The organism is Streptococcus mitis, assembly GCF_002096855.1.
In the GTDB taxonomy this organism is placed as follows: Bacteria; Bacillota; Bacilli; order Lactobacillales; family Streptococcaceae; genus Streptococcus; species Streptococcus mitis_Y.
Genome location: NZ_NCVH01000025.1, coordinates 1 through 20,193, shown reverse-complemented (window position 1 = coordinate 20,193; position 20,193 = coordinate 1). Strand labels below are relative to the sequence as shown.

The 20,193-nt window shown below is 39.3% G+C and carries 21 protein-coding genes; 20 read left to right on the top strand and 1 reads right to left on the bottom strand.

The genetic code is table 11. The features are described 5' to 3' along the window. The first annotated feature begins 131 nt into the window (after window positions 1–131). From rnpA to gap, 20 genes are all read left to right on the top strand, one after another. Window positions 132–503, top strand: a complete 372-nt coding sequence (gene rnpA / locus B7698_RS01520; protein WP_061590180.1) for a ribonuclease P protein component — start codon at window positions 132–134, stop codon at window positions 501–503. Further along, window positions 478–1,302 carry a membrane protein insertase YidC gene (locus B7698_RS01515; protein ID WP_205008212.1) on the top strand — a complete coding sequence of 275 codons (825 nt, stop codon included), beginning with the start codon at window positions 478–480 and terminating at the stop codon, window positions 1,300–1,302. Before rnpA ends, B7698_RS01515 begins: the two co-directional genes overlap by 26 nt. Window positions 1,303–1,319: 17 nt before the next feature. Beyond that, a complete protein-coding gene (gene jag / locus B7698_RS01510) occupies window positions 1,320–2,309 on the top strand; it encodes an RNA-binding cell elongation regulator Jag/EloR (RefSeq protein WP_084864420.1) in 990 nt (329 codons plus the stop codon). A gap of 50 nt (window positions 2,310–2,359) precedes the next feature. After that, window positions 2,360–2,983 (top strand): ribonuclease P, encoded by a 624-nt coding sequence (locus B7698_RS01505; protein ID WP_084864419.1) that lies wholly within the window; start codon window positions 2,360–2,362, stop codon window positions 2,981–2,983. A 130-nt stretch (window positions 2,984–3,113) separates the two neighbouring features. After that, window positions 3,114–4,571, top strand: a complete 1,458-nt coding sequence (locus B7698_RS01500) for a PTS ascorbate transporter subunit IIC (protein ID WP_084864418.1) — start codon at window positions 3,114–3,116, stop codon at window positions 4,569–4,571. A gap of 22 nt (window positions 4,572–4,593) precedes the next feature. Next, window positions 4,594–4,875, top strand: coding sequence for a PTS sugar transporter subunit IIB (locus B7698_RS01495; protein WP_000241466.1), 282 nt, complete (start codon window positions 4,594–4,596; stop codon window positions 4,873–4,875). A 76-nt stretch (window positions 4,876–4,951) separates the two neighbouring features. Next, window positions 4,952–5,437 (top strand): PTS sugar transporter subunit IIA, encoded by a 486-nt coding sequence (locus B7698_RS01490; RefSeq protein WP_061863925.1) that lies wholly within the window; start codon window positions 4,952–4,954, stop codon window positions 5,435–5,437. A 16-nt stretch (window positions 5,438–5,453) separates the two neighbouring features. After that, a complete protein-coding gene (locus B7698_RS01485; protein ID WP_049548839.1) occupies window positions 5,454–6,119 on the top strand; it encodes a 3-keto-L-gulonate-6-phosphate decarboxylase UlaD in 666 nt (221 codons plus the stop codon). A 3-nt stretch (window positions 6,120–6,122) separates the two neighbouring features. Further along, window positions 6,123–6,986 (top strand): L-ribulose-5-phosphate 3-epimerase, encoded by an 864-nt coding sequence (locus B7698_RS01480; protein WP_084864417.1) that lies wholly within the window; start codon window positions 6,123–6,125, stop codon window positions 6,984–6,986. Window position 6,987: 1 nt separating this feature from the next. Then, entirely contained in the window at window positions 6,988–7,695 is a 708-nt protein-coding gene (locus B7698_RS01475) for an L-ribulose-5-phosphate 4-epimerase (RefSeq protein WP_084864416.1), read from the top strand. A gap of 166 nt (window positions 7,696–7,861) precedes the next feature. Further along, window positions 7,862–9,535: a BglG family transcription antiterminator gene (locus B7698_RS01470; protein ID WP_084864415.1), complete on the top strand. Its 1,674-nt coding sequence runs from the start codon at window positions 7,862–7,864 to the stop codon at window positions 9,533–9,535. A 111-nt stretch (window positions 9,536–9,646) separates the two neighbouring features. Continuing rightward, window positions 9,647–10,738: an L-ascorbate 6-phosphate lactonase gene (gene ulaG, locus B7698_RS01465; protein ID WP_084864414.1), complete on the top strand. Its 1,092-nt coding sequence runs from the start codon at window positions 9,647–9,649 to the stop codon at window positions 10,736–10,738. A gap of 113 nt (window positions 10,739–10,851) precedes the next feature. Then, complete coding sequence (gene tkt, locus B7698_RS01460) at window positions 10,852–12,828, top strand: transketolase (RefSeq protein WP_084864413.1); 1,977 nt, start codon at window positions 10,852–10,854, stop codon at window positions 12,826–12,828. Between the two features lie 580 nt (window positions 12,829–13,408). After that, window positions 13,409–14,032: a hypothetical protein gene (locus tag B7698_RS01455; RefSeq protein WP_084864412.1), complete on the top strand. Its 624-nt coding sequence runs from the start codon at window positions 13,409–13,411 to the stop codon at window positions 14,030–14,032. A gap of 11 nt (window positions 14,033–14,043) precedes the next feature. Next, the gene (locus B7698_RS01450) at window positions 14,044–14,244 is read left to right on the top strand and encodes a hypothetical protein (protein ID WP_084864411.1); all 201 of its coding nucleotides are present in this window, start codon (window positions 14,044–14,046) and stop codon (window positions 14,242–14,244) included. A gap of 276 nt (window positions 14,245–14,520) precedes the next feature. Further along, entirely contained in the window at window positions 14,521–14,820 is a 300-nt protein-coding gene (gene yajC, locus B7698_RS01440) for a preprotein translocase subunit YajC (RefSeq protein WP_001069289.1), read from the top strand. 46 nt (window positions 14,821–14,866) lie between these two features. Beyond that, window positions 14,867–15,310: a low molecular weight protein-tyrosine-phosphatase gene (locus B7698_RS01435; protein WP_084864409.1), complete on the top strand. Its 444-nt coding sequence runs from the start codon at window positions 14,867–14,869 to the stop codon at window positions 15,308–15,310. Then, the gene (locus tag B7698_RS01430) at window positions 15,297–15,707 is read left to right on the top strand and encodes an MORN repeat-containing protein (RefSeq protein ID WP_084864408.1); all 411 of its coding nucleotides are present in this window, start codon (window positions 15,297–15,299) and stop codon (window positions 15,705–15,707) included. The genes B7698_RS01435 and B7698_RS01430 overlap by 14 nt, the downstream gene beginning before the upstream one ends. A gap of 299 nt (window positions 15,708–16,006) precedes the next feature. After that, on the top strand, window positions 16,007–18,658 hold the full coding sequence (adhE, locus tag B7698_RS01425) for a bifunctional acetaldehyde-CoA/alcohol dehydrogenase (RefSeq protein ID WP_084864407.1): 2,652 nt from the start codon (window positions 16,007–16,009) through the stop codon (window positions 18,656–18,658). Window positions 18,659–18,977: 319 nt separating this feature from the next. After that, the gene (gene gap, locus B7698_RS01420; protein WP_000260685.1) at window positions 18,978–19,985 is read left to right on the top strand and encodes a type I glyceraldehyde-3-phosphate dehydrogenase; all 1,008 of its coding nucleotides are present in this window, start codon (window positions 18,978–18,980) and stop codon (window positions 19,983–19,985) included. 61 nt (window positions 19,986–20,046) lie between these two features. Here the strand turns inward: gap and B7698_RS01415 are convergent. Next, window positions 20,047–20,193: IS3 family transposase (locus B7698_RS01415; protein WP_142358032.1), on the bottom strand; the 147-nt coding region annotated here is incomplete at its 5' end.

The window sequence follows — 20,193 nt, the reverse complement described above, 5'->3', positions numbered from 1 at the left end:
TTTAGGACAAGGAGTTGGAAAAGAGATTTTTCCAGCTTCTTTTTCTGATGGAAATGTCCAAAACCTTGCTATGATTGGCTTTTTTGAAAAATATGGTATAATAGTAGTAATTTAATAGATGGAGTTGAGTTTTGAAGAAAAACTTTCGTGTAAAAAGAGAGAAAGATTTTAAGGCGATTTTCAAGGAGGGGACAAGTTTTGCCAATCGCAAATTTGTTGTCTACCAACTAGAAAACCAGAAAAACCATTTTCGAGTAGGTCTATCAGTTAGCAAAAAACTGGGGAATGCCGTCACTAGAAATCAAATTAAGCGACGGATTCGACATATTATCCAGAATGCCAAAGGGAGTCTGGTAGAAGATGTCGACTTTGTTGTCATTGCTCGAAAAGGAGTCGAAATCTTGGGATACGCAGAGATGGAGAAAAATCTACTCCACGTATTAAAATTATCAAAGATTTACCAGGAAGGAAATGGGAGTGAAAAAGAAACTACAGTTGACTAGTTTGCTAGGACTGTCTCTATTAATCATGACAGCCTGTGCAACAAATGGGACAACTAGCGATATTACAGCCAATTCGGCTGATTTTTGGAGTAAATTTGTTTACTTCTTTGCAGAAATTATTCGCTTTTTATCGTTTGATATCAGTATTGGAGTGGGGATTATTCTCTTTACGGTCTTGATTCGTACACTGCTTTTGCCAGTCTTTCAAGTGCAAATGGTGGCTTCCAGAAAAATGCAGGAAGCTCAACCACGTATTAAGGCGCTTCGAGAACAATATCCAGGTCGAGATATGGAAAGCAGAACTAAGCTAGAGCAAGAAATGCGTAAAGTCTTTAAAGAAATGGGTGTCAGACAGTCAGATTCTCTTTGGCCGATTTTGATTCAGATGCCGGTTATCTTGGCCTTGTTCCAAGCTCTATCAAGAGTTGACTTTTTAAAGACAGGTCATTTCTTATGGATTAACCTTGGTGGTGTGGATACAACCCTTGTTCTTCCTGTTTTAGCAGCTGTATTTACCTTTTTAAGTACTTGGTTGTCCAACAAAGCCTTGTCTGAGCGTAATGGCGCTACGACTGCGATGATGTATGGGATTCCAGTCTTGATTTTTATCTTTGCAGTTTATGCACCAGGTGGAGTCGCCCTATACTGGACAGTGTCTAATGCTTATCAAGTCTTGCAAACCTATTTCTTGAACAATCCATTCAAGATTATTGCAGAGCGCGAGGCCGTAGTGCAGGCACAGAAAGATTTGGAAAATAGAAAAAGAAAAGCCAAGAAAAAGGCTCAGAAAACGAAATAATAAGGAGGAATCTGGTAATGGTAGTATTTACAGGTTCAACTGTTGAAGAAGCAATCCAGAAAGGATTGAAAGAATTAGATATCCCAAGACTGAAGGCTCATATCAAAGTCATTTCTCGTGAAAAAAATGGCTTTCTTGGTTTATTTGGTAAAAGACCAGCTCAAGTTGATATTGAAGCTATTAGTGAAACAACGGTCATTAAAGCTAATCAGCAGGCTGTAAAGGGTGTTCCTAAAGAAATTAACGAACAAAATGAACCAGTCAAAACAGTCAGTCAAGCGACTGTTGATTTGGGTCATGTTGTAGAAGCAATTAAAAAGATTGAAGAAGAAGGCCAAGGGGTTTCTGATGAAGTCAAGGCTGAAATTTTGAAAAATGAAAAACATGCTAACACCATTTTAGAAGAAACTGGGCATATTGAGATTTTAAATGAATTACAGCTTGAAGGAGCTGGCCTCGAAGAAGAAGTAGAAACTCCTATTGTTGAGAGTCAAGCTGAACAAACTGAAAGTCAAGAATTAGAAGATTTGGGCTTAAAAGTGGAACCGAGCTTTGACATTGAACAAGTAGCTACGGAAGTAACGACTTATGTCCAAACAATCATTGATGATATGGATGTTGAGGCGACGATTTCAAATGATTATAACCGTCGTAGCATCAATTTACAAATTGATACCAATGAGCCAGGTCGTATTATCGGTTACCATGGTAAAGTTTTGAAGGCCTTACAACTATTGGCTCAAAATTATCTTTACAACCGCTATTCAAGAACCTTCTACATTACTATTAATGTCAATGATTATGTTGAACATCGTGCAGAAGTCTTGCAGACCTATGCTCAAAAATTGGCGACTCGTGTTTTAGAAGAAGGACGTAGTCATCAAACAGATCCTATGTCAAATAGTGAACGCAAGATTATTCATCGTATTATTTCACGTATGGATGGCGTGACTAGTTACTCTGAGGGTGATGAGCCAAATCGCTATGTCGTTGTAGATACAGAATAAACAAAATCAGGGTTCTCCTGATTTTTTGCTAGCTGGAGGAGATTAAATTAATGTTGAATAAGATAAGAGACTATCTAGACTTTGCTGGTTTACAGTACCGTAATCCTGATAAAGCGGGAGAAGAACGAGAGAAAATGATGGCATTTCGCTACAAAGGTCAAGAGGCCAGAAAGGCTTTTACAGAGCTAGCCAAAGCCTTTCAAGCAAGCCATCCAGAATGGCAACTCCAACAGACTAGCCAGTGGATGAATCAGGCGCAACGTTTACGACCACATTTCTGGGCCTATCTACAGCGTGAGGGGAAAGTGACAGAACCTATGTTGGCTCTTCGTTTGTATGGAAGTTCTTCTGATTTTGGAGTTTCACTTGAAGTTAGTTTTATCGAACGTAAGAAGGATGAGCAAACTTTGGAGAAACAAACCAAGGTATTAGAAGTTCCAGTGGTAGAAGGGATTTATTATCTAGTCTACTCTGATGGTCAAAGTCAACGGTGGGAGGCGAACGGAGAAAATCGTCGTACTTTACGTGAGAAGTTGAGAAGTCAGGAAGTTCGAAAAGTGTTAGTTAAAGCAGATGTTTCTGTGACAGAAAATTCATCTGAAGAAGATATCGTGGAAAATTTATTGAAATCTTATGATAAAATTCTTCCATTTTATCTAGCTACGAGAAACTAAGCTAATCATTAAAATATCATAAATCATACAGTCCAAGAGTGAACAGTCCGCTGTGTAATTCTTGGTCTTTTTGTTTCCGCTTTCAAAGTATATAATAAACCTACAAAAACAATTAAAAAGGAGAACAATTATGGAAGTCATTTCAAGTGTTCTAAATTGGTTTTCTAGCAATATTTTGCAGAATCCCGCATTTTTCGTAGGTTTATTGGTATTGATAGGATACGCGCTTTTGAAAAAACCTGCCCATGACGTTTTCTCAGGGTTTGTTAAAGCAACAGTAGGGTATATGTTGCTCAACGTGGGTGCGGGTGGTTTGGTTACAACCTTCCGTCCGATCTTAGCAGCCCTTAACTACAAATTCCAAATTGGTGCAGCGGTTATCGACCCTTACTTTGGACTTGCTGCAGCAAACAACAAAATTGCAGCAGAGTTTCCAGATTTTGTTGGAACTGCAACTACAGCTCTATTGATTGGTTTCGGAATAAATATCTTGCTCGTAGCTCTTCGCAAGATTACGAAGGTAAGAACCCTCTTTATTACTGGTCACATTATGGTACAACAAGCTGCAACAGTATCTCTTATGGTTCTATTCTTAGTACCACAATTGCGCAATGCTTACGGTACAGCAGCGATTGGTATCATCTGTGGACTTTACTGGGCGGTTAGTTCAAATATGACTGTTGAGGCAACTCAACGCTTGACTGGTGGTGGCGGATTTGCGATTGGTCACCAACAGCAATTTGCAATCTGGTTTGTAGATAAAGTAGCAGGACGCTTTGGTAAGAAAGAAGAAAGTTTAGACAATCTTAAATTACCTAAGTTCCTCTCAATCTTCCACGATACAGTTGTTGCATCTGCTACCTTGATGCTCGTATTCTTCGGAGCCATTCTTTTAATCTTGGGTCCAGACATTATGTCTAATAAAGAAGTCATCACTTCAGGAACTCTATTCAATCCTGCTAAACAAGATTTCTTTATGTACATTATTCAAACAGCCTTTACCTTCTCAGTTTACTTGTTCGTTTTGATGCAAGGTGTCCGCATGTTCGTATCTGAGTTGACAAACGCCTTCCAAGGTATTTCGAATAAATTGTTGCCAGGCTCATTCCCAGCGGTTGACGTTGCAGCTTCTTATGGATTTGGATCTCCAAACGCTGTCTTGTCTGGATTTGCATTTGGTTTGATTGGTCAATTGATTACAATTGTCTTGCTCATCGTCTTTAAAAACCCTATCCTTATTATTACAGGATTTGTACCAGTGTTCTTTGACAATGCAGCCATTGCGGTCTACGCTGATAAACGCGGCGGATGGAAAGCGGCTGTTATCCTATCCTTCATCTCAGGTGTTCTCCAAGTTGCTTTAGGAGCTCTCTGTGTAGCTCTTCTTGATTTAGCATCTTATGGTGGTTACCATGGAAATATCGACTTTGAATTCCCATGGCTTGGATTTGGATATATCTTCAAATACCTTGGTATTGTTGGTTATGTACTTGTGTGTCTCTTCTTGCTTGTTATTCCTCAACTTCAATTTGCCAAATCAAAAGATAAAGAGAAATATTACAACGGTGAAGTTCAAGAAGAAGCTTAGTATCTAGAAAAGGAGAAATAAAATGGTTAAAGTATTAGCAGCGTGTGGAAATGGAATGGGTTCATCAATGGTTATCAAGATGAAGGTTGAAAATGCTCTCCGTAAGCTTAATCAAACAGATTTTACAGTCAATTCATGCAGTGTCGGTGAAGCTAAAGGTTTAGCAGCAGGATATGACATCGTAATCGCTTCTCTTCATTTGATTCAAGAATTGGAAGGTCGGACTAATGGGAAGTTAATTGGGCTTGACAACTTGATGGATGATAAAGAAATCACTGAAAAACTCAGTCAAGCACTACAGTAAAAGGTTGGAGGGGGCTGGACAGAAACTGAGAGTTATCGTTTCTGTCCTTCTCCCTCTTTAAATAAAGGAGGCAGATATGAATTTAAAACAAGCTTTAATTGACAATGACTCGATCCGACTAGGTTTAGAAGCTAACGATTGGAAAGAAGCAGTCAAGGTAGCAGTAGATCCCTTGATTGAAAGTGGGGCGATTTTGCCAGAGTATTACGATGCTATCATCGAATCGACTGAAGAGTATGGTCCTTACTATATCTTGATGCCAGGTATGGCTATGCCCCATGCTAGACCTGAAGCTGGAGTGCAAAGAGATGCCTTTTCATTGATTACCTTGCAAAATCCTGTTGTATTTTCAGATGGGAAAGAGGTATCTGTTTTGTTGGCACTAGCAGCAACAAGCTCAAAAATTCACACAAGTGTAGCCATTCCACAAATCATTGCCTTATTTGAATTAGAAGATTCTATTGCACGTTTACAGGCTTGCCAGACTAAAGAAGATGTCTTGGCGATGATTGAAGAATCTAAGGATAGCCCTTATCTCGAAGGATTGGATTTGGAAAGTTAGAAAGAGGAATAAAGAGATGACAAAAAGAATACCTAATTTACAAGTTGCATTAGACCATTCAGACTTGCAAGGAGCAATTAAAGCAGCTGTTTCTGTTGGTCAGGAAGTAGATATTATCGAAGCTGGAACTGTTTGCTTGCTTCAAGTTGGAAGTGAACTGGTTGAAGTCTTACGTAGCCTTTTCCCAGATAAGATTATTGTAGCAGATACAAAATGTGCTGATGCTGGTGGAACAGTTGCCAAAAATAATGCCGTTCGTGGAGCAGATTGGATGACTTGTATCTGTTGTGCAACCATCCCTACTATGGAAGCCGCTCTAAAGGCCATCAAGGCTGAACGTGGGGACCGAGGCGAAATCCAGATCGAGCTTTATGGTGATTGGACTTTTGAACAAGCTCAGCTTTGGCTAGATGCAGGTATCTCACAAGCTATCTATCACCAATCTCGTGATGCCCTTCTTGCTGGTGAAACTTGGGGTGAAAAAGACCTTAATAAGGTTAAAAAACTCATTGACATGGGCTTCCGGGTTTCTGTAACAGGTGGTCTAGATGTAGATACTCTCAAACTCTTTGAAGGCGTTGATGTCTTTACCTTTATCGCAGGTCGTGGAATTACGGAGGCTGCGGATCCAGCAGGAGCAGCGCGTGCCTTCAAGGATGAAATCAAACGAATTTGGGGGTAAACCATGGCACGTCCAATTGGAATTTATGAAAAGGCAACCCCGACACACTTTACTTGGCTAGAACGTTTAAATTTTGCTAAGGAGTTAGGCTTTGATTTTGTCGAGATGTCTATTGATGAACGTGACGAGCGTTTAGCAAGACTTGACTGGAGCAAGGAAGAGCGCTTGGAAGTTGTCAAAGCGATTTATGAAACTGGAGTTCGTATTCCTTCTATCTGTTTTTCAGGTCATCGTCGCTACCCGTTGGGATCAAATGATCCAGTTCTAGAGAAAAAATCTCTGGAACTCATGAAAAAATGTATCGAATTAGCTCAGGATTTGGGAGTTCGTACGATTCAATTAGCTGGTTACGACGTTTACTATGAGGAAAAGTCACCCCAGACACGCCAACGTTTTATCAAAAATTTGAGAAAAGCTTGTGACTGGGCAGAAGAAGCTCAGGTGGTACTTGCTATTGAAATTATGGATGACCCTTTCCTCAATAGTATCGAAAAATACTTGGCTGTAGAAAAAGAGATTGACTCTCCCTACCTCTTTGTATATCCAGATATTGGTAATGTGTCTGCATGGCATAATGATGTCTACAGTGAATTTTATCTTGGCCATCATGCCGTCGCAGCTCTCCATCTCAAGGATACTTATGCAGTGACAGAAAGTTCAAAGGGCCAATTCCGAGATGTACCTTTTGGGCAAGGTTGTGTCAAATGGGAAGAAGCTTTCGATATTTTAAAGCAAACCAATTATAATGGACCTTTCCTAATCGAAATGTGGTCTGAAAATTGTGAAACTGTAGAAGAAACACGCGCAGCCATTCAAGAGGCCCAAGCCTTTCTCTACCCACTAATTAAGAAAGCAGGTTTGATGTAAGATGAATCAAGTAATTAATGATATGCGTAAACGAGTCTGTGATGCCAATCAATCATTGCCAAAACATGGACTTGTCAAATTTACCTGGGGCAATGTATCTGAAGTCGATCGCGAACTCGGTGTCATTGTTATCAAACCTTCAGGCGTGGATTATGACGAATTGACACCTGAAAACATGGTAGTGACTGATCTAGATGGTAAGGTTCTAGAAGGGGATTTAAGACCATCTTCTGATCTTCCAACTCATGTGCAGTTATATAAGGCTTGGCCAGAAATTGCTAGTGTGGTCCACACCCATTCGACAGAAGCCGTTGGTTGGGCTCAGGCAGGTCGTGACATTCCTTTCTATGGAACAACTCATGCAGACTACTTCTACGGTTCAATTCCTTGTGCCCGTAGTTTGACTAAGGATGAAGTAGAAGTGGCCTATGAAAAAGATACTGGCCTGGTCATCGTGGAAGAGTTTGAGCGTCGTGGTCTTAATCCAGTTGAAGTACCAGGGATTGTCGTACGTAATCACGGTCCGTTCACCTGGGGCAAAAATCCAGAGAATGCTGTCTATCACTCTGTTGTACTAGAGGAAGTGTCTAAGATGAATCGTTTCACAGAGCAAATCAATCCAAGAGTTGAACCTGCTCCCCAGTACATCCTAGAAAAGCACTACCAACGTAAACATGGACCAAATGCTTATTACGGTCAAAAGAAATAAGAAATTGAATTGAAAAGAGGCTAGGACCTTACGATCCAAGCCTCGCTTTTGTAGTTGTAAGTATCCACTGTTAAGAGTTTACAGTACATAATTGCAAAGTCTTTACGAATGTGATACCATTATAAAGTTGTTTTGGAAGCGATTGACAAATAGAGGAGTATGAATTATGGTTTTAGATAAGGCGAGCTGTGACTTGCTTCAATATTTGATGGATCAAGAAACGTCCAAAACGATTATGACGATTTCAAAAGATCTAGCTCAATCTCGAAGAAAAATCTACTATCACATTGATAAAATCAATGATGCTTTGGATGATGAGGCACTTCACATCATTAGTATTCCACGAATTGGTATTTACTTAACGGAAGAGCAGAGAGATGCTTGTTGTGAACTATTATCGGAAGTAGATTCGTACGATTATATCATGAGTGCGCATGAACGTATGATGATAATGTTACTATGGATAGGTATTTCTAAAGAACGTATTACGATTGAAAAATTGATGGAGTTAACAGAGGTATCTAGGAATACTGTTCTCAATGATTTGAATAGTATTCGTTATCAACTAACTTTGGAACAATATCAGGTGACCTTGCAAGTGAGCAAGTCACAAGGATACCACCTTCATGCCCACCCTCTTAATAAAATTCAGTATCTTCAATCGCTTCTATATCATATTTTTATGGAGGAAAATGCCACTTTTGTATCTATTTTAGAAGATAAGATGAAAGAGAGGTTAGATGGTGAGTGTTTGCTTTCTGTTGAAATGAACCAATTTTTTAAGGAACAGGTTCCTTTAGTTGAACAAGATTTAGGGAAGAAAATAAACCATCATGAAGTAACTTTTATGTTGCAGGTTCTACCTTATTTGCTGTTAAGCTGTCATAATGTTGAACAGTATCACGAAAGACATCAGGATATAGAGAAAGAATTTTCTTTGATAAGAAAAAGAATAGAGTATCAGGTATCTAAGAAATTAGGAGAGCGGTTGTTTCAAAAGTTTAAAATTTCTTTGTCAGAACTTGAAGTTTCTCTTGTAGCTGTTCTTCTCCTCTCCTATCGTAAAGATTTGGATATTCATGCAGAAAGTGATGATTTTCGGCAATTAAAACTTGCTTTAGAAGAATTTATCTGGTATTTTGAATCACAAATCCGAATGGAGATTGAGAACAAGGATGATTTGTTAAGAAATTTGATGATCCACTGTAAAGCCTTGTTATTTAGAAAGACTTACGGTATTTTTTCTAAAAATCCTCTAACAAAACAAATTCGATCCAAGTATGGAGAATTATTTTTAGTCACTAGAAAATCTGCGGAAATTTTAGAAGGAGCATGGTTTATTCGGCTAACAGACGATGATATTGCCTATTTGACGATTCATATTGGAGGATTTTTAAAGTATACACCATCGTCTCAAAAAAATATGAAAAAAGTTTATCTCGTTTGTGATGAAGGTGTTGCGGTTTCGAGACTTTTGCTGAAACAATGCAAACTTTATTTTCCAAATGAGCAAATTGGCACTGTATTTACAACAGAACAATTTAAGAGTGTGGAAGATATTGCACAAGTTGATGTAGTGATTACTACTAATGATGATTTGGATAGCAGATTTCCGATTTTAAGGGTTAATCCTATCCTTGAAGCAGAAGATATTTTGAAAATGCTAGACTATCTTAAACACAATATATTTCGTAATGAGAGCAAAAGTTTCAGTGAAAATCTTTCTAGTCTTATTTCGTCTTATATTGTAGACAGCAAGTTGGCTAGTAAGTTCCAAGAAGAGGTTCAAACACTTATAAATCAAGAAATAGTAGTTCAAGCTTTTTTGGAAGATATTTGAAGGACAGTCCAATGATGAACACAAACCTGTGTTTTTCTTGGTCTTTTTTAGTGTTTTGAAGGGTGGTATACTAATCTCAAAGATAACAATTATATCCAAAGGAGGCAACATATGCCAAATATCAAAGAAATTACAAGAGAGTCATGGATTTTAGCTACTTTCCCAGAGTGGGGAACATGGTTGAACGAAGAAATCGAAGAAGAAGTCGTACCTGAAGGCAACTTTGCCATGTGGTGGCTAGGTAACTGTGGTACTTGGATTAAGACACCAGGTGGTGCTAACGTTGTCATGGACCTTTGGTCAAACCGTGGAAAATCAACCAAAAAAGTAAAAGATATGGTTCGTGGGCACCAAATGGCAAATATGGCAGGTGTTCGTAAGTTGCAACCAAACTTGCGTGTTCAGCCAATGGTTATCGATCCATTTGCTATCAACGAACTAGACTATTACTTAGTTTCACACTTCCATAGTGATCATATCGACCCATACACAGCTGCAGCAATTCTCAACAATCCTAAGTTAGAGCATGTTAAGTTTATCGGTCCTTACCACTGTGGACGAATCTGGGAAGGATGGGGTGTTCCAAAAGAACGTATCATCGTTGTTAAACCAGGTGACACTATCGAATTAAAAGATATGAAGATTCATGCAGTAGAATCATTTGACCGTACTTGCTTGGTAACTCTCCCAGTGAACGGTGCTGATGAGACAGGCGGTGAACTTGCTGGCTTAGCTGTTACAGATGAAGAAATGGCTCAAAAGGCTGTTAACTATATCTTTGAAACACCAGGTGGAACCATCTATCATGGTGCAGATTCTCACTTCTCAAACTATTTTGCAAAACATGGTAAAGACTTTAAAATTGATGTTGCTTTGAATAACTATGGTGAAAATCCGGTAGGTATCCAAGATAAAATGACATCTATCGACCTTCTTCGTATGGCAGAAAATCTGCGTACCAAAGTCATTATCCCAGTTCACTATGATATCTGGTCTAACTTCATGGCTTCTACTAATGAGATTCTAGAACTTTGGAAAATGAGAAAAGATCGCTTGCAATACGATTTCCATCCATTTATCTGGGAAGTTGGCGGTAAGTACACTTATCCTCAAGATCAACACTTAGTAGAATACCATCATCCACGTGGTTTTGATGATTGTTTTGAACAAGACTCTAACATTCAATTTAAAGCTTTGCTATAATATAAAAATATTCTTTGGAGGTTATCCGTATGTTGCATGATACGGATAATTTTCATATAATAGTAAAATAGAATGTGTGATCCAATAATCACCTCAAATAGAAAGGAAATTCTATGTCAAATCTATCTGTTAATGCAATTCGTTTCCTAGGTATTGACGCTATCAACAAAGCCAACTCAGGTCACCCAGGTGTGGTTATGGGAGCAGCTCCGATGGCATACAGCCTCTTTACAAAACAACTTCGTATCAATCCAGCTCAACCAAACTGGATTAACCGCGACCGTTTTATTCTTTCAGCAGGACACGGCTCTATGCTTCTTTATGCCCTTCTTCACCTTTCTGGTTTTGAGGATGTTAGTATGGATGAGATCAAGAGCTTCCGTCAATGGGGTTCAAAAACACCAGGTCACCCAGAATTTGGCCATACAGCGGGGATTGATGCTACAACAGGTCCTCTAGGTCAAGGGATCTCAACTGCTACTGGTTTTGCCCAAGCAGAACGTTTCTTGGCAGCCAAATATAACCGCGAAGGCTACAATATCTTTGACCACTATACTTATGTTATTTGTGGAGACGGAGATTTGATGGAAGGTGTCTCAAGTGAGGCGGCTTCATACGCAGGTTTGCAAAAACTAGACAAGTTGGTTGTCCTTTATGATTCAAATGACATCAACTTGGATGGTGAAACAAAGGATTCCTTTACTGAAAGTGTTCGTGACCGTTACAATGCTTACGGTTGGCATACAGCCTTGGTTGAAGATGGGACAGACTTGGAAGCGATCCATGCTGCTATCGAAACAGCTAAAGCTTCAGGCAAACCATCTTTGATTGAAGTGAAGACTGTTATTGGATACGGTTCTCCAAACAAACAAGGAACCAATGCGGTACACGGTGCTCCTCTTGGAGCAGATGAAACTGCAGCAACTCGCCAAGCGCTTGGTTGGGACTATGAACCATTTGAAATTCCAGAACAAGTTTACGCTGATTTCAAAGAAAATGTTGCAGATCGTGGCACATCAGCTTATCAAGCTTGGACAAAACTAGTTGCTGATTATAAAGAAGCTCATCCAGAACTGGCTGCAGAAGTCGAAGCCATTATCGACGGACGCGACCCAGTTGAGGTAACTCCAGCAGACTTCCCAGCATTAGAAAACGGCTTCTCTCAAGCAACTCGTAACTCGAGTCAGGATGCCTTGAATGTTGTAGCAGCTAAGTTGCCAACCTTCCTAGGTGGATCAGCTGACCTTGCTCACTCAAACATGACTTATATCAAGACTGACGGACTTCAAGATGATGCCAATCGCTTGAACCGCAACATTCAGTTTGGTGTTCGTGAATTTGCAATGGGAACGATCTTGAACGGGATGGCCCTTCATGGTGGGCTTCGTGTTTACGGTGGTACTTTCTTTGTCTTCTCTGACTATGTGAAAGCAGCTGTCCGTTTGTCAGCATTGCAAGGACTTCCTGTGACTTATGTCTTCACCCACGATTCAATCGCGGTTGGTGAAGATGGTCCAACTCACGAACCAGTTGAACACCTAGCAGGTCTTCGTGCTATGCCAAATCTCAATGTTTTCCGCCCAGCAGATGCGCGTGAAACTCAAGCGGCTTGGTACCTTGCCGTGACAAGCGAAAAAACACCAACCGCTCTTGTCTTGACACGTCAAAACTTGACTGTTGAAGAAGGGACAGATTTTAATAAAGTTGCAAAAGGTGCCTATGTTGTCTATGAAAATGCAGCAGACTTTGATACCATCTTGATTGCGACAGGTTCAGAGGTCAATCTTGCTGTCTCAGCTGCCAAAGAATTGGCTAGTCAAGGTGCAAAAGTCCGAGTAGTCAGCATGCCATCTACAGATGTCTTTGATAAACAAGATGCAGCTTACAAGGAAGAAATTCTTCCAAATGCAGTTCGCCGTCGTGTTGCAGTCGAAATGGGTGCAACTCAAAACTGGTACAAATATGTTGGTCTCGATGGTGCCGTTCTAGGTATTGATACCTTCGGAGCATCTGCCCCAGCACCAAAAGTATTGGCAGAATATGGCTTTACTGTCGAAAATCTTGTAAAAGTCGTTCAAAACTTGAAATAATCCTAAAAATCAGGGCGCAAGCTCTGGTTTTTTTATGACCGATGATACTAGTTTAGGAATATCAGCTAAGAACCGAAACCTAAGAACTGAAATAAAGAAAGCGTATTCATTTTCTTTGACTTTAACAATGTTTTGTAGTAAAATATAAGCGAAGATAACCTGAAAGATAAACTATAAGAAAAGTCAATAGTTTTATCTAAAATATTTCTTAATTCAATTTGATGATTTTAGAGCACGGCAAAAAGCCCTTGAAAAAGTCCATTTTTCAAAGGTAATCTGGTGTCAATTTCAGAAGCCACATCACTTTTTGTTCGTCAAAGGGTAGTTCGTTTTTTAGGAGATAAAACGTCTATGCGTCATCAAACTCATTACCAATTGAAACAAAAAAATGTGGTTAGAGCCTTTCAGAAATCGTCAAGCGATTGGAGGAAATGAACTAATCCACAGTGACTTATTCCAAGTATACCACTTGGGCTTTGGCAGTAGCTAACTGCACTAAATATAATATAAGGAGGTTTAAAGTAGAGATTATCGGTCGCTAGTGTTCTATATTTGGTTTCGTAATGAGGAGGTAATGATTATGAAACGTTTAAATATTGCTATACTTTTTCTCATCAGTTTATTTGTTATAAGTATTAATTTTCATAGTACTGTTCAAGCTGACGAACAAAAAAACTACGCTATTTCTTTAAATGACTCTTCTTCAACCGAGGTGAGTAAAAATGACATAATAAACGATTATATAAAAAATACTGGAGTAAGCTATGAAGAGGCATCTCGATTGTTATTTCCTAGCAGCAGGATGAGATCAGTTAATATTGCTGGAGTAGATAGTGTTTCTTACGTACGTCTAGCAAGTTCTTTTCAAGATGACACATTATATGCTTATGTCCCTGGAGATGCAGGGCAAGTCTATTTTTATTGCGAAGTAAGTAAAAGTGGTTGGTTTAGAGGAATAAAAAGAATCATTTATGCTGGATACAATGCAGGCGATTTAGTATTTAGTGGTAATTTCCAATACGCATTGCCTGATGCAAATCGTATTCACTATACTCTTAGTGGGGGACTATATAGCACAACCACAACTACTGTTTCTACAGGAGGAAGCATTGGTATAGGGGAAGCAGGTAGTGTAAACATACAAGTTTCTCAAACCTCAAATTACAAGAGATCTTTGTACTATCATGGAGATAGATATTATTAGAAAGACAAAAGATGAAAAAAATGATTTTACAGATGACATGGGCCATTTTAGTTCCATTCATTTCTTTAATATTGTGTAGAAATTTGAGTGTATTAACTTTAACCACAGATGCATTATTTTCCATGTTTTTTATCTTTTTTTCTATTGCTCAATGGATAGCTATTTTTGTGTGGGTAATAAATGAACTTTCTAAATATTTGAAAAAGAAATAAGATGTTACCCGAGAACGGTGAGGCAGTTTCTGCTTTGCCGTTTTTTATCTGCAATGCGATAGCATACAATAATCGTTGCGCTGTTATCATATTTATTGTATCACAAGCGATGAAGGGGGGGGGTCAATGGAGGGATAGATGTGGAATTCTAATTGTTTTTGAATATCATGAATGTCACATGCAAAGTTTTTTATTGGCATAAAAGCAAGGTACAATCTTGTAAAAGTAGCTGAAATTTGATATAGTAGTCCTATGTAAAAGACAAAGGAGAAGACAATGAATCCAAATTATACATTTTTAATTATGCTTGTAGCGATGTTGGGCTTGATGTTCTTTATGCAACGCTCTCAAAAGAAACAAGCACAAAAACGTATGGAAAGCTTAAACAAACTACAAAAAGGTTATGAAGTCATTACAATCGGTGGACTTTACGGGACAGTCGATGAAGTAGATACTGAGAAGAGAACAATCGTACTTGATGTAGATGGCGTTTACTTGACTTTTGAACTAGCTGCTATCAAGACAGTATTACCGCTGAAAGAAACAGCTTCACTAGAAGGTGCAATTGAAAAATAAGACGGGATTACTAACTCCCGTTTTTCTATAAAAGAAAGGAAATGGGATGAAAAAACTAGTCTTTGTCTGTCTGGGGAATATTTGCCGTAGTCCTATGGCTGAGTTTGTTATGAAATCAATGACAGATAATTATGAAATCCAAAGTCGAGCGACTTCTTCTTGGGAACATGGCAATCCGATTCACAAGGGAACTCAAGGGATTTTTCACCAGTATGAGATTCCTTATGAAAAAGGCAAGACATCGCTTCAGATTAGTAAGGAAGATTTTGAAGCCTTTGATTATATTATCGGAATGGATGCTTCAAATGTTTCTGACCTACGTCAGATGTGTCCAGTAGACTGTCAAGATAAGATTTACTCATTTGCATCTGAAAGTGTTCCAGATCCTTGGTATACAGGAGATTTTGAGGAAACCTATCAGCGTGTTCAAGAGGGCTGTCAAGCTTGGTTAGAACGTTTAGAGAAGGAGAGTGAAGGTGGAAAATCTTAAGAATTTTTACGACAAGTATCGTGTCTATCTGACTCGTCCACGTTTAGAGATTTTGGCAGTAGTTGCCATTGTTTTCTGTGCTGTACTCGTCTTTTTTCTAAATATTCCCGGAAAAGGTGTTCTAAAGCTTGATAATGGAACCATTGTTTACGATGGCACTCTTGTTCGTGGTAAAATGAATGGGCAAGGTACCATTACTTTCCAAAATGGAGACCAATATACAGGTGGTTTCAACAATGGAGCCTTCAACGGAAAAGGCACCTTTCAATCCAAAGAAGGCTGGACCTACGAAGGTGATTTTGTAAATGGTCAGGCTGAAGGAAAAGGGAAACTAACAACAGAACAAGAAGTCGTTTATGAAGGGACTTTTAAACAAGGCGTTTTTCAACAAAAATAAAGCCTCCTTATCAAAGGAGGTATTATTAGAATTGCAAAGTAAGCGCTTACCTGCAAATCCCTTTCTTTCCAAGTCCCTCTTCCAAGCAAGCTTGTGAAATAAAAAATATTTGAAATGAATTTCACAAACTTCAAAGATAAAACTTGATAAGAAAAGGAAATGAGAAACATTTCACAAGAGTTTAAAAATTCTTTGTGAAATGTTTATGAAACTGTTTACAAAGTTGAAATAATGCGTTATAATAAACTTGTGAAAAAATTAACAAAGGATGTCGATCCTTGAAAGCTATGGAGGAAAATATGGCTGATAAAAAAACTGTGACACCAGAAGAAAAGAAACTCGCTGCTGAAAAGCATGTCGATGGTTTGGTGCAAAAAGCTTTGGTTGCCCTTGAAGAAATGCGTAAACTTGACCAAGATCAAGTTGATTATATTGTAGCAAAAGCTTCAGTTGCAGCTCTTGATGCCCACGGAGAATTGGCTCTACATGCCTTTGAAGAAACAGGACGTGGAGTATTTGAAGATAAAGCGACTAAGAACTTGTTTGCCTGTGAGCACGTAGTAAACAACATGCGCCACACTAAAACAGTTGGTGTTATTGAAGAAGACGATGTGACAGGATTGACTCTTATTGCTGAACCGATTGGTGTTGTTTGTGGTATCACTCCAACAACAAACCCTACTTCAACAGCAATCTTTAAAGCGTTGATTTCATTGAAGACTCGTAATCCTATTGTCTTTGCATTCCACCCATCAGCTCAAGAATCATCTGCTCACGCTGCTCAAATCGTGCGTGATGCAGCGATTAAAGCAGGAGCTCCTGAAAATTGTGTACAGTGGATTACTGAACCATCTATGGAAGCAACTAGCGCATTGATGAACCACGAAGGTATTGCAACAATCCTTGCAACAGGTGGGAATGCCATGGTTAAAGCTGCATACTCATGTGGTAAACCAGCTCTTGGGGTAGGTGCCGGAAACGTTCCAGCTTATGTTGAAAAATCAGCTAACATTCGCCAAGCTGCTCACGATATCGTCATGTCTAAATCATTTGATAATGGTATGGTCTGTGCCTCTGAACAAGCGGTTATTATTGATAAAGAAATTTATGATGAATTTGTAGCAGAGTTCAAATCTTACCACACTTACTTTGTAAACAAAAAAGAAAAAGCTCTTCTTGAAGAATTCTGCTTCGGCGTGAAAGCAAACAGCAAAAACTGTGCTGGTGCAAAATTGAACGCTGACATCGTTGGTAAACCAGCAACTTGGATCGCAGAACAAGCAGGATTTACTGTTCCGGAAGGAACAAACATTCTTGCTGCAGAATGTAAAGAAGTTGGTGAAAACGAGCCATTGACTCGTGAAAAATTGTCACCAGTTATCGCAGTTTTGAAATCTGAAAGCCGTGAAGACGGAATTAACAAAGCTCGTCAAATGGTTGAATTTAACGGTCTTGGGCACTCAGCAGCCATCCACACAGCTGATGAAGAATTGACTAAAGAATTTGGTAAAGCTGTTAAAGCTATTCGTGTTATCTGTAACTCACCTTCTACTTTCGGTGGTATCGGGGACGTTTACAATGCCTTCTTGCCATCATTGACACTCGGATGTGGTTCTTACGGACGCAACTCAGTTGGGGATAACGTTAGCGCCATTAACCTCTTGAATATCAAAAAAGTCGGAAGACGGAGAAATAACATGCAATGGATGAAACTTCCTTCAAAAACATACTTTGAACGTGATTCAATTCAATACCTTCAAAAATGTCGTGACGTTGAGCGTGTCATGATCGTTACTGACCACGCTATGGTAGAGCTTGGTTTCCTAGATCGTATCATCGAACAGCTTGACCTTCGTCGCAATAAGGTTGTTTACCAAATCTTTGCTGATGTAGAACCAGATCCAGATATCACTACAGTTGAACGCGGTACTGAGATTATGCGTGCCTTCAAACCAGATACAATCATCGCTCTCGGTGGTGGATCTCCAATGGATGCTGCTAAAGTAATGTGGCTCTTCTACGAACAACCAGAAGTGGACTTCCGTGACCTTGTCCAAAAATTCATGGATATCCGTAAACGTGCCTTCAAATTCCCATTGCTTGGTAAGAAGACTAAATTCATCGCAATCCCAACAACATCTGGTACAGGATCTGAAGTAACACCATTTGCCGTTATCTCTGATAAAGCAAATAACCGTAAATACCCAATCGCTGATTACTCATTGACACCAACTGTGGCAATCGTAGACCCTGCTTTGGTATTGACAGTTCCTGGATTTGTTGCTGCGGACACTGGTATGGACGTATTGACCCACGCGACTGAAGCTTACGTATCACAAATGGCTAGCGACTACACTGATGGTCTTGCACTTCAAGCCATCAAACTTGTATTCGAAAACCTTGAAAGCTCAGTTAAGAATGCAGACTTCCACTCACGTGAGAAAATGCATAACGCTTCAACAATCGCTGGTATGGCCTTTGCAAATGCCTTCCTAGGTATTTCTCACTCAATGGCCCATAAGATTGGTGCGCAATTCCACACAATCCACGGCCGTACTAATGCTATCTTACTTCCATACGTTATCCGCTACAACGGTACACGTCCAGCTAAGACAGCAACATGGCCTAAGTACAACTACTACCGTGCAGATGAAAAATACCAAGATATCGCACGCATGCTTGGACTTCCAGCTTCTACTCCAGAAGAAGGTGTGGAATCTTACGCAAAAGCTGTCTACGAACTTGGTGAGCGCGTAGGTATCCAAATGAACTTCAAAGCACAAGGAATCGATGAAAAAGAATGGAAAGAACATTCTCGTGAATTGGCCTTCCTTGCTTATGAAGACCAATGTTCACCTGCAAACCCACGTCTTCCAATGGTTGACCATATGCAAGAAATCATCGAAGATTCTTACTATGGTTACAAAGAAAGACCAGGACGCCGCAAATAATTAATTATCAGCCAGAGGCAGGAATTTCCTGTCTCTTTTCTTGTAGAGTTGGAGTGTTGAAAATAATTTTTAGCTTTTCTATTTTCACTTTCTATCTAAAAATGAAAGCGGGAAATGGCTATGTAGACAAAGAAAGACAACAGTATAGGCTTTCAAAGGAGAAAGAAAAATAAGCTAGGTATAGACAAAAAACAACGCCCGTACTTGCAATTCAACTCAAATAGTTATATAATAGGTTTGTTGAAAGGTGATTTGTAGTGATTCAAGTTACTCTTTTCACAATAAAAATTTCATGATTTTCATAAGGAGGAAATCACTAATGGTAGTTAAAGTTGGTATTAACGGTTTCGGACGTATCGGTCGTCTTGCTTTCCGTCGTATCCAAAACGTAGAAGGTGTTGAAGTTACACGCATCAACGACCTTACAGATCCAGTTATGCTTGCACACTTGTTGAAATACGACACAACTCAAGGTCGTTTCGACGGTACTGTTGAAGTTAAAGAAGGTGGATTCGAAGTTAACGGTAAATTCGTTAAAGTTTCTGCTGAACGTGATCCAGAACAAATCGACTGGGCTACTGACGGTGTAGAAATCGTTCTTGAAGCTACTGGTTTCTTTGCTAAGAAAGAAGCAGCTGAAAAACACCTTAAAGGTGGAGCTAAAAAAGTTGTTATCACTGCTCCTGGTGGAAACGACGTTAAAACAGTTGTATTCAACACTAACCACGACGTTCTTGACGGTACTGAAACAGTTATCTCAGGTGCTTCATGTACTACAAACTGCTTGGCTCCAATGGCTAAAGCTCTTCAAGATAACTTTGGTGTTGTTGAAGGATTGATGACTACTATCCACGCTTACACTGGTGACCAAATGATCCTTGACGGACCACACCGTGGTGGTGACCTTCGCCGTGCTCGCGCTGGTGCTGCAAACATCGTTCCTAACTCAACTGGTGCTGCAAAAGCTATCGGTCTTGTAATCCCAGAATTGAACGGTAAACTTGACGGATCTGCACAACGCGTTCCAACTCCAACTGGATCAGTTACTGAATTGGTAGCAGTTCTTGAAAAGAACGTTACTGTTGATGAAGTGAACGCAGCTATGAAAGCAGCTTCAAACGAATCATACGGTTACACAGAAGATCCAATCGTATCTTCAGACATCGTAGGTATGTCTTACGGTTCATTGTTTGACGCAACTCAAACTAAAGTTCTTGACGTTGACGGTAAACAATTGGTTAAAGTTGTATCATGGTACGACAACGAAATGTCATACACTGCACAACTTGTTCGTACTCTTGAATACTTCGCAAAAATCGCTAAATAATTCATGAGTCGATAAAAAGCAAGGCCAGAGTGTACTGACCCCAAAAAGTTAGACAATTAATTTATCCGAAGGATTTAGTTCTGTATTGCACAGGGCTAAGTCCTTTTAGTTTTACCTTAATTCGTTTATTGTTGTAGTAATCAATATAGTCTACAATGGCTTGTTCCAATTGCTTAAGCGACTCAAATGACTTCTCATAACCATAAAA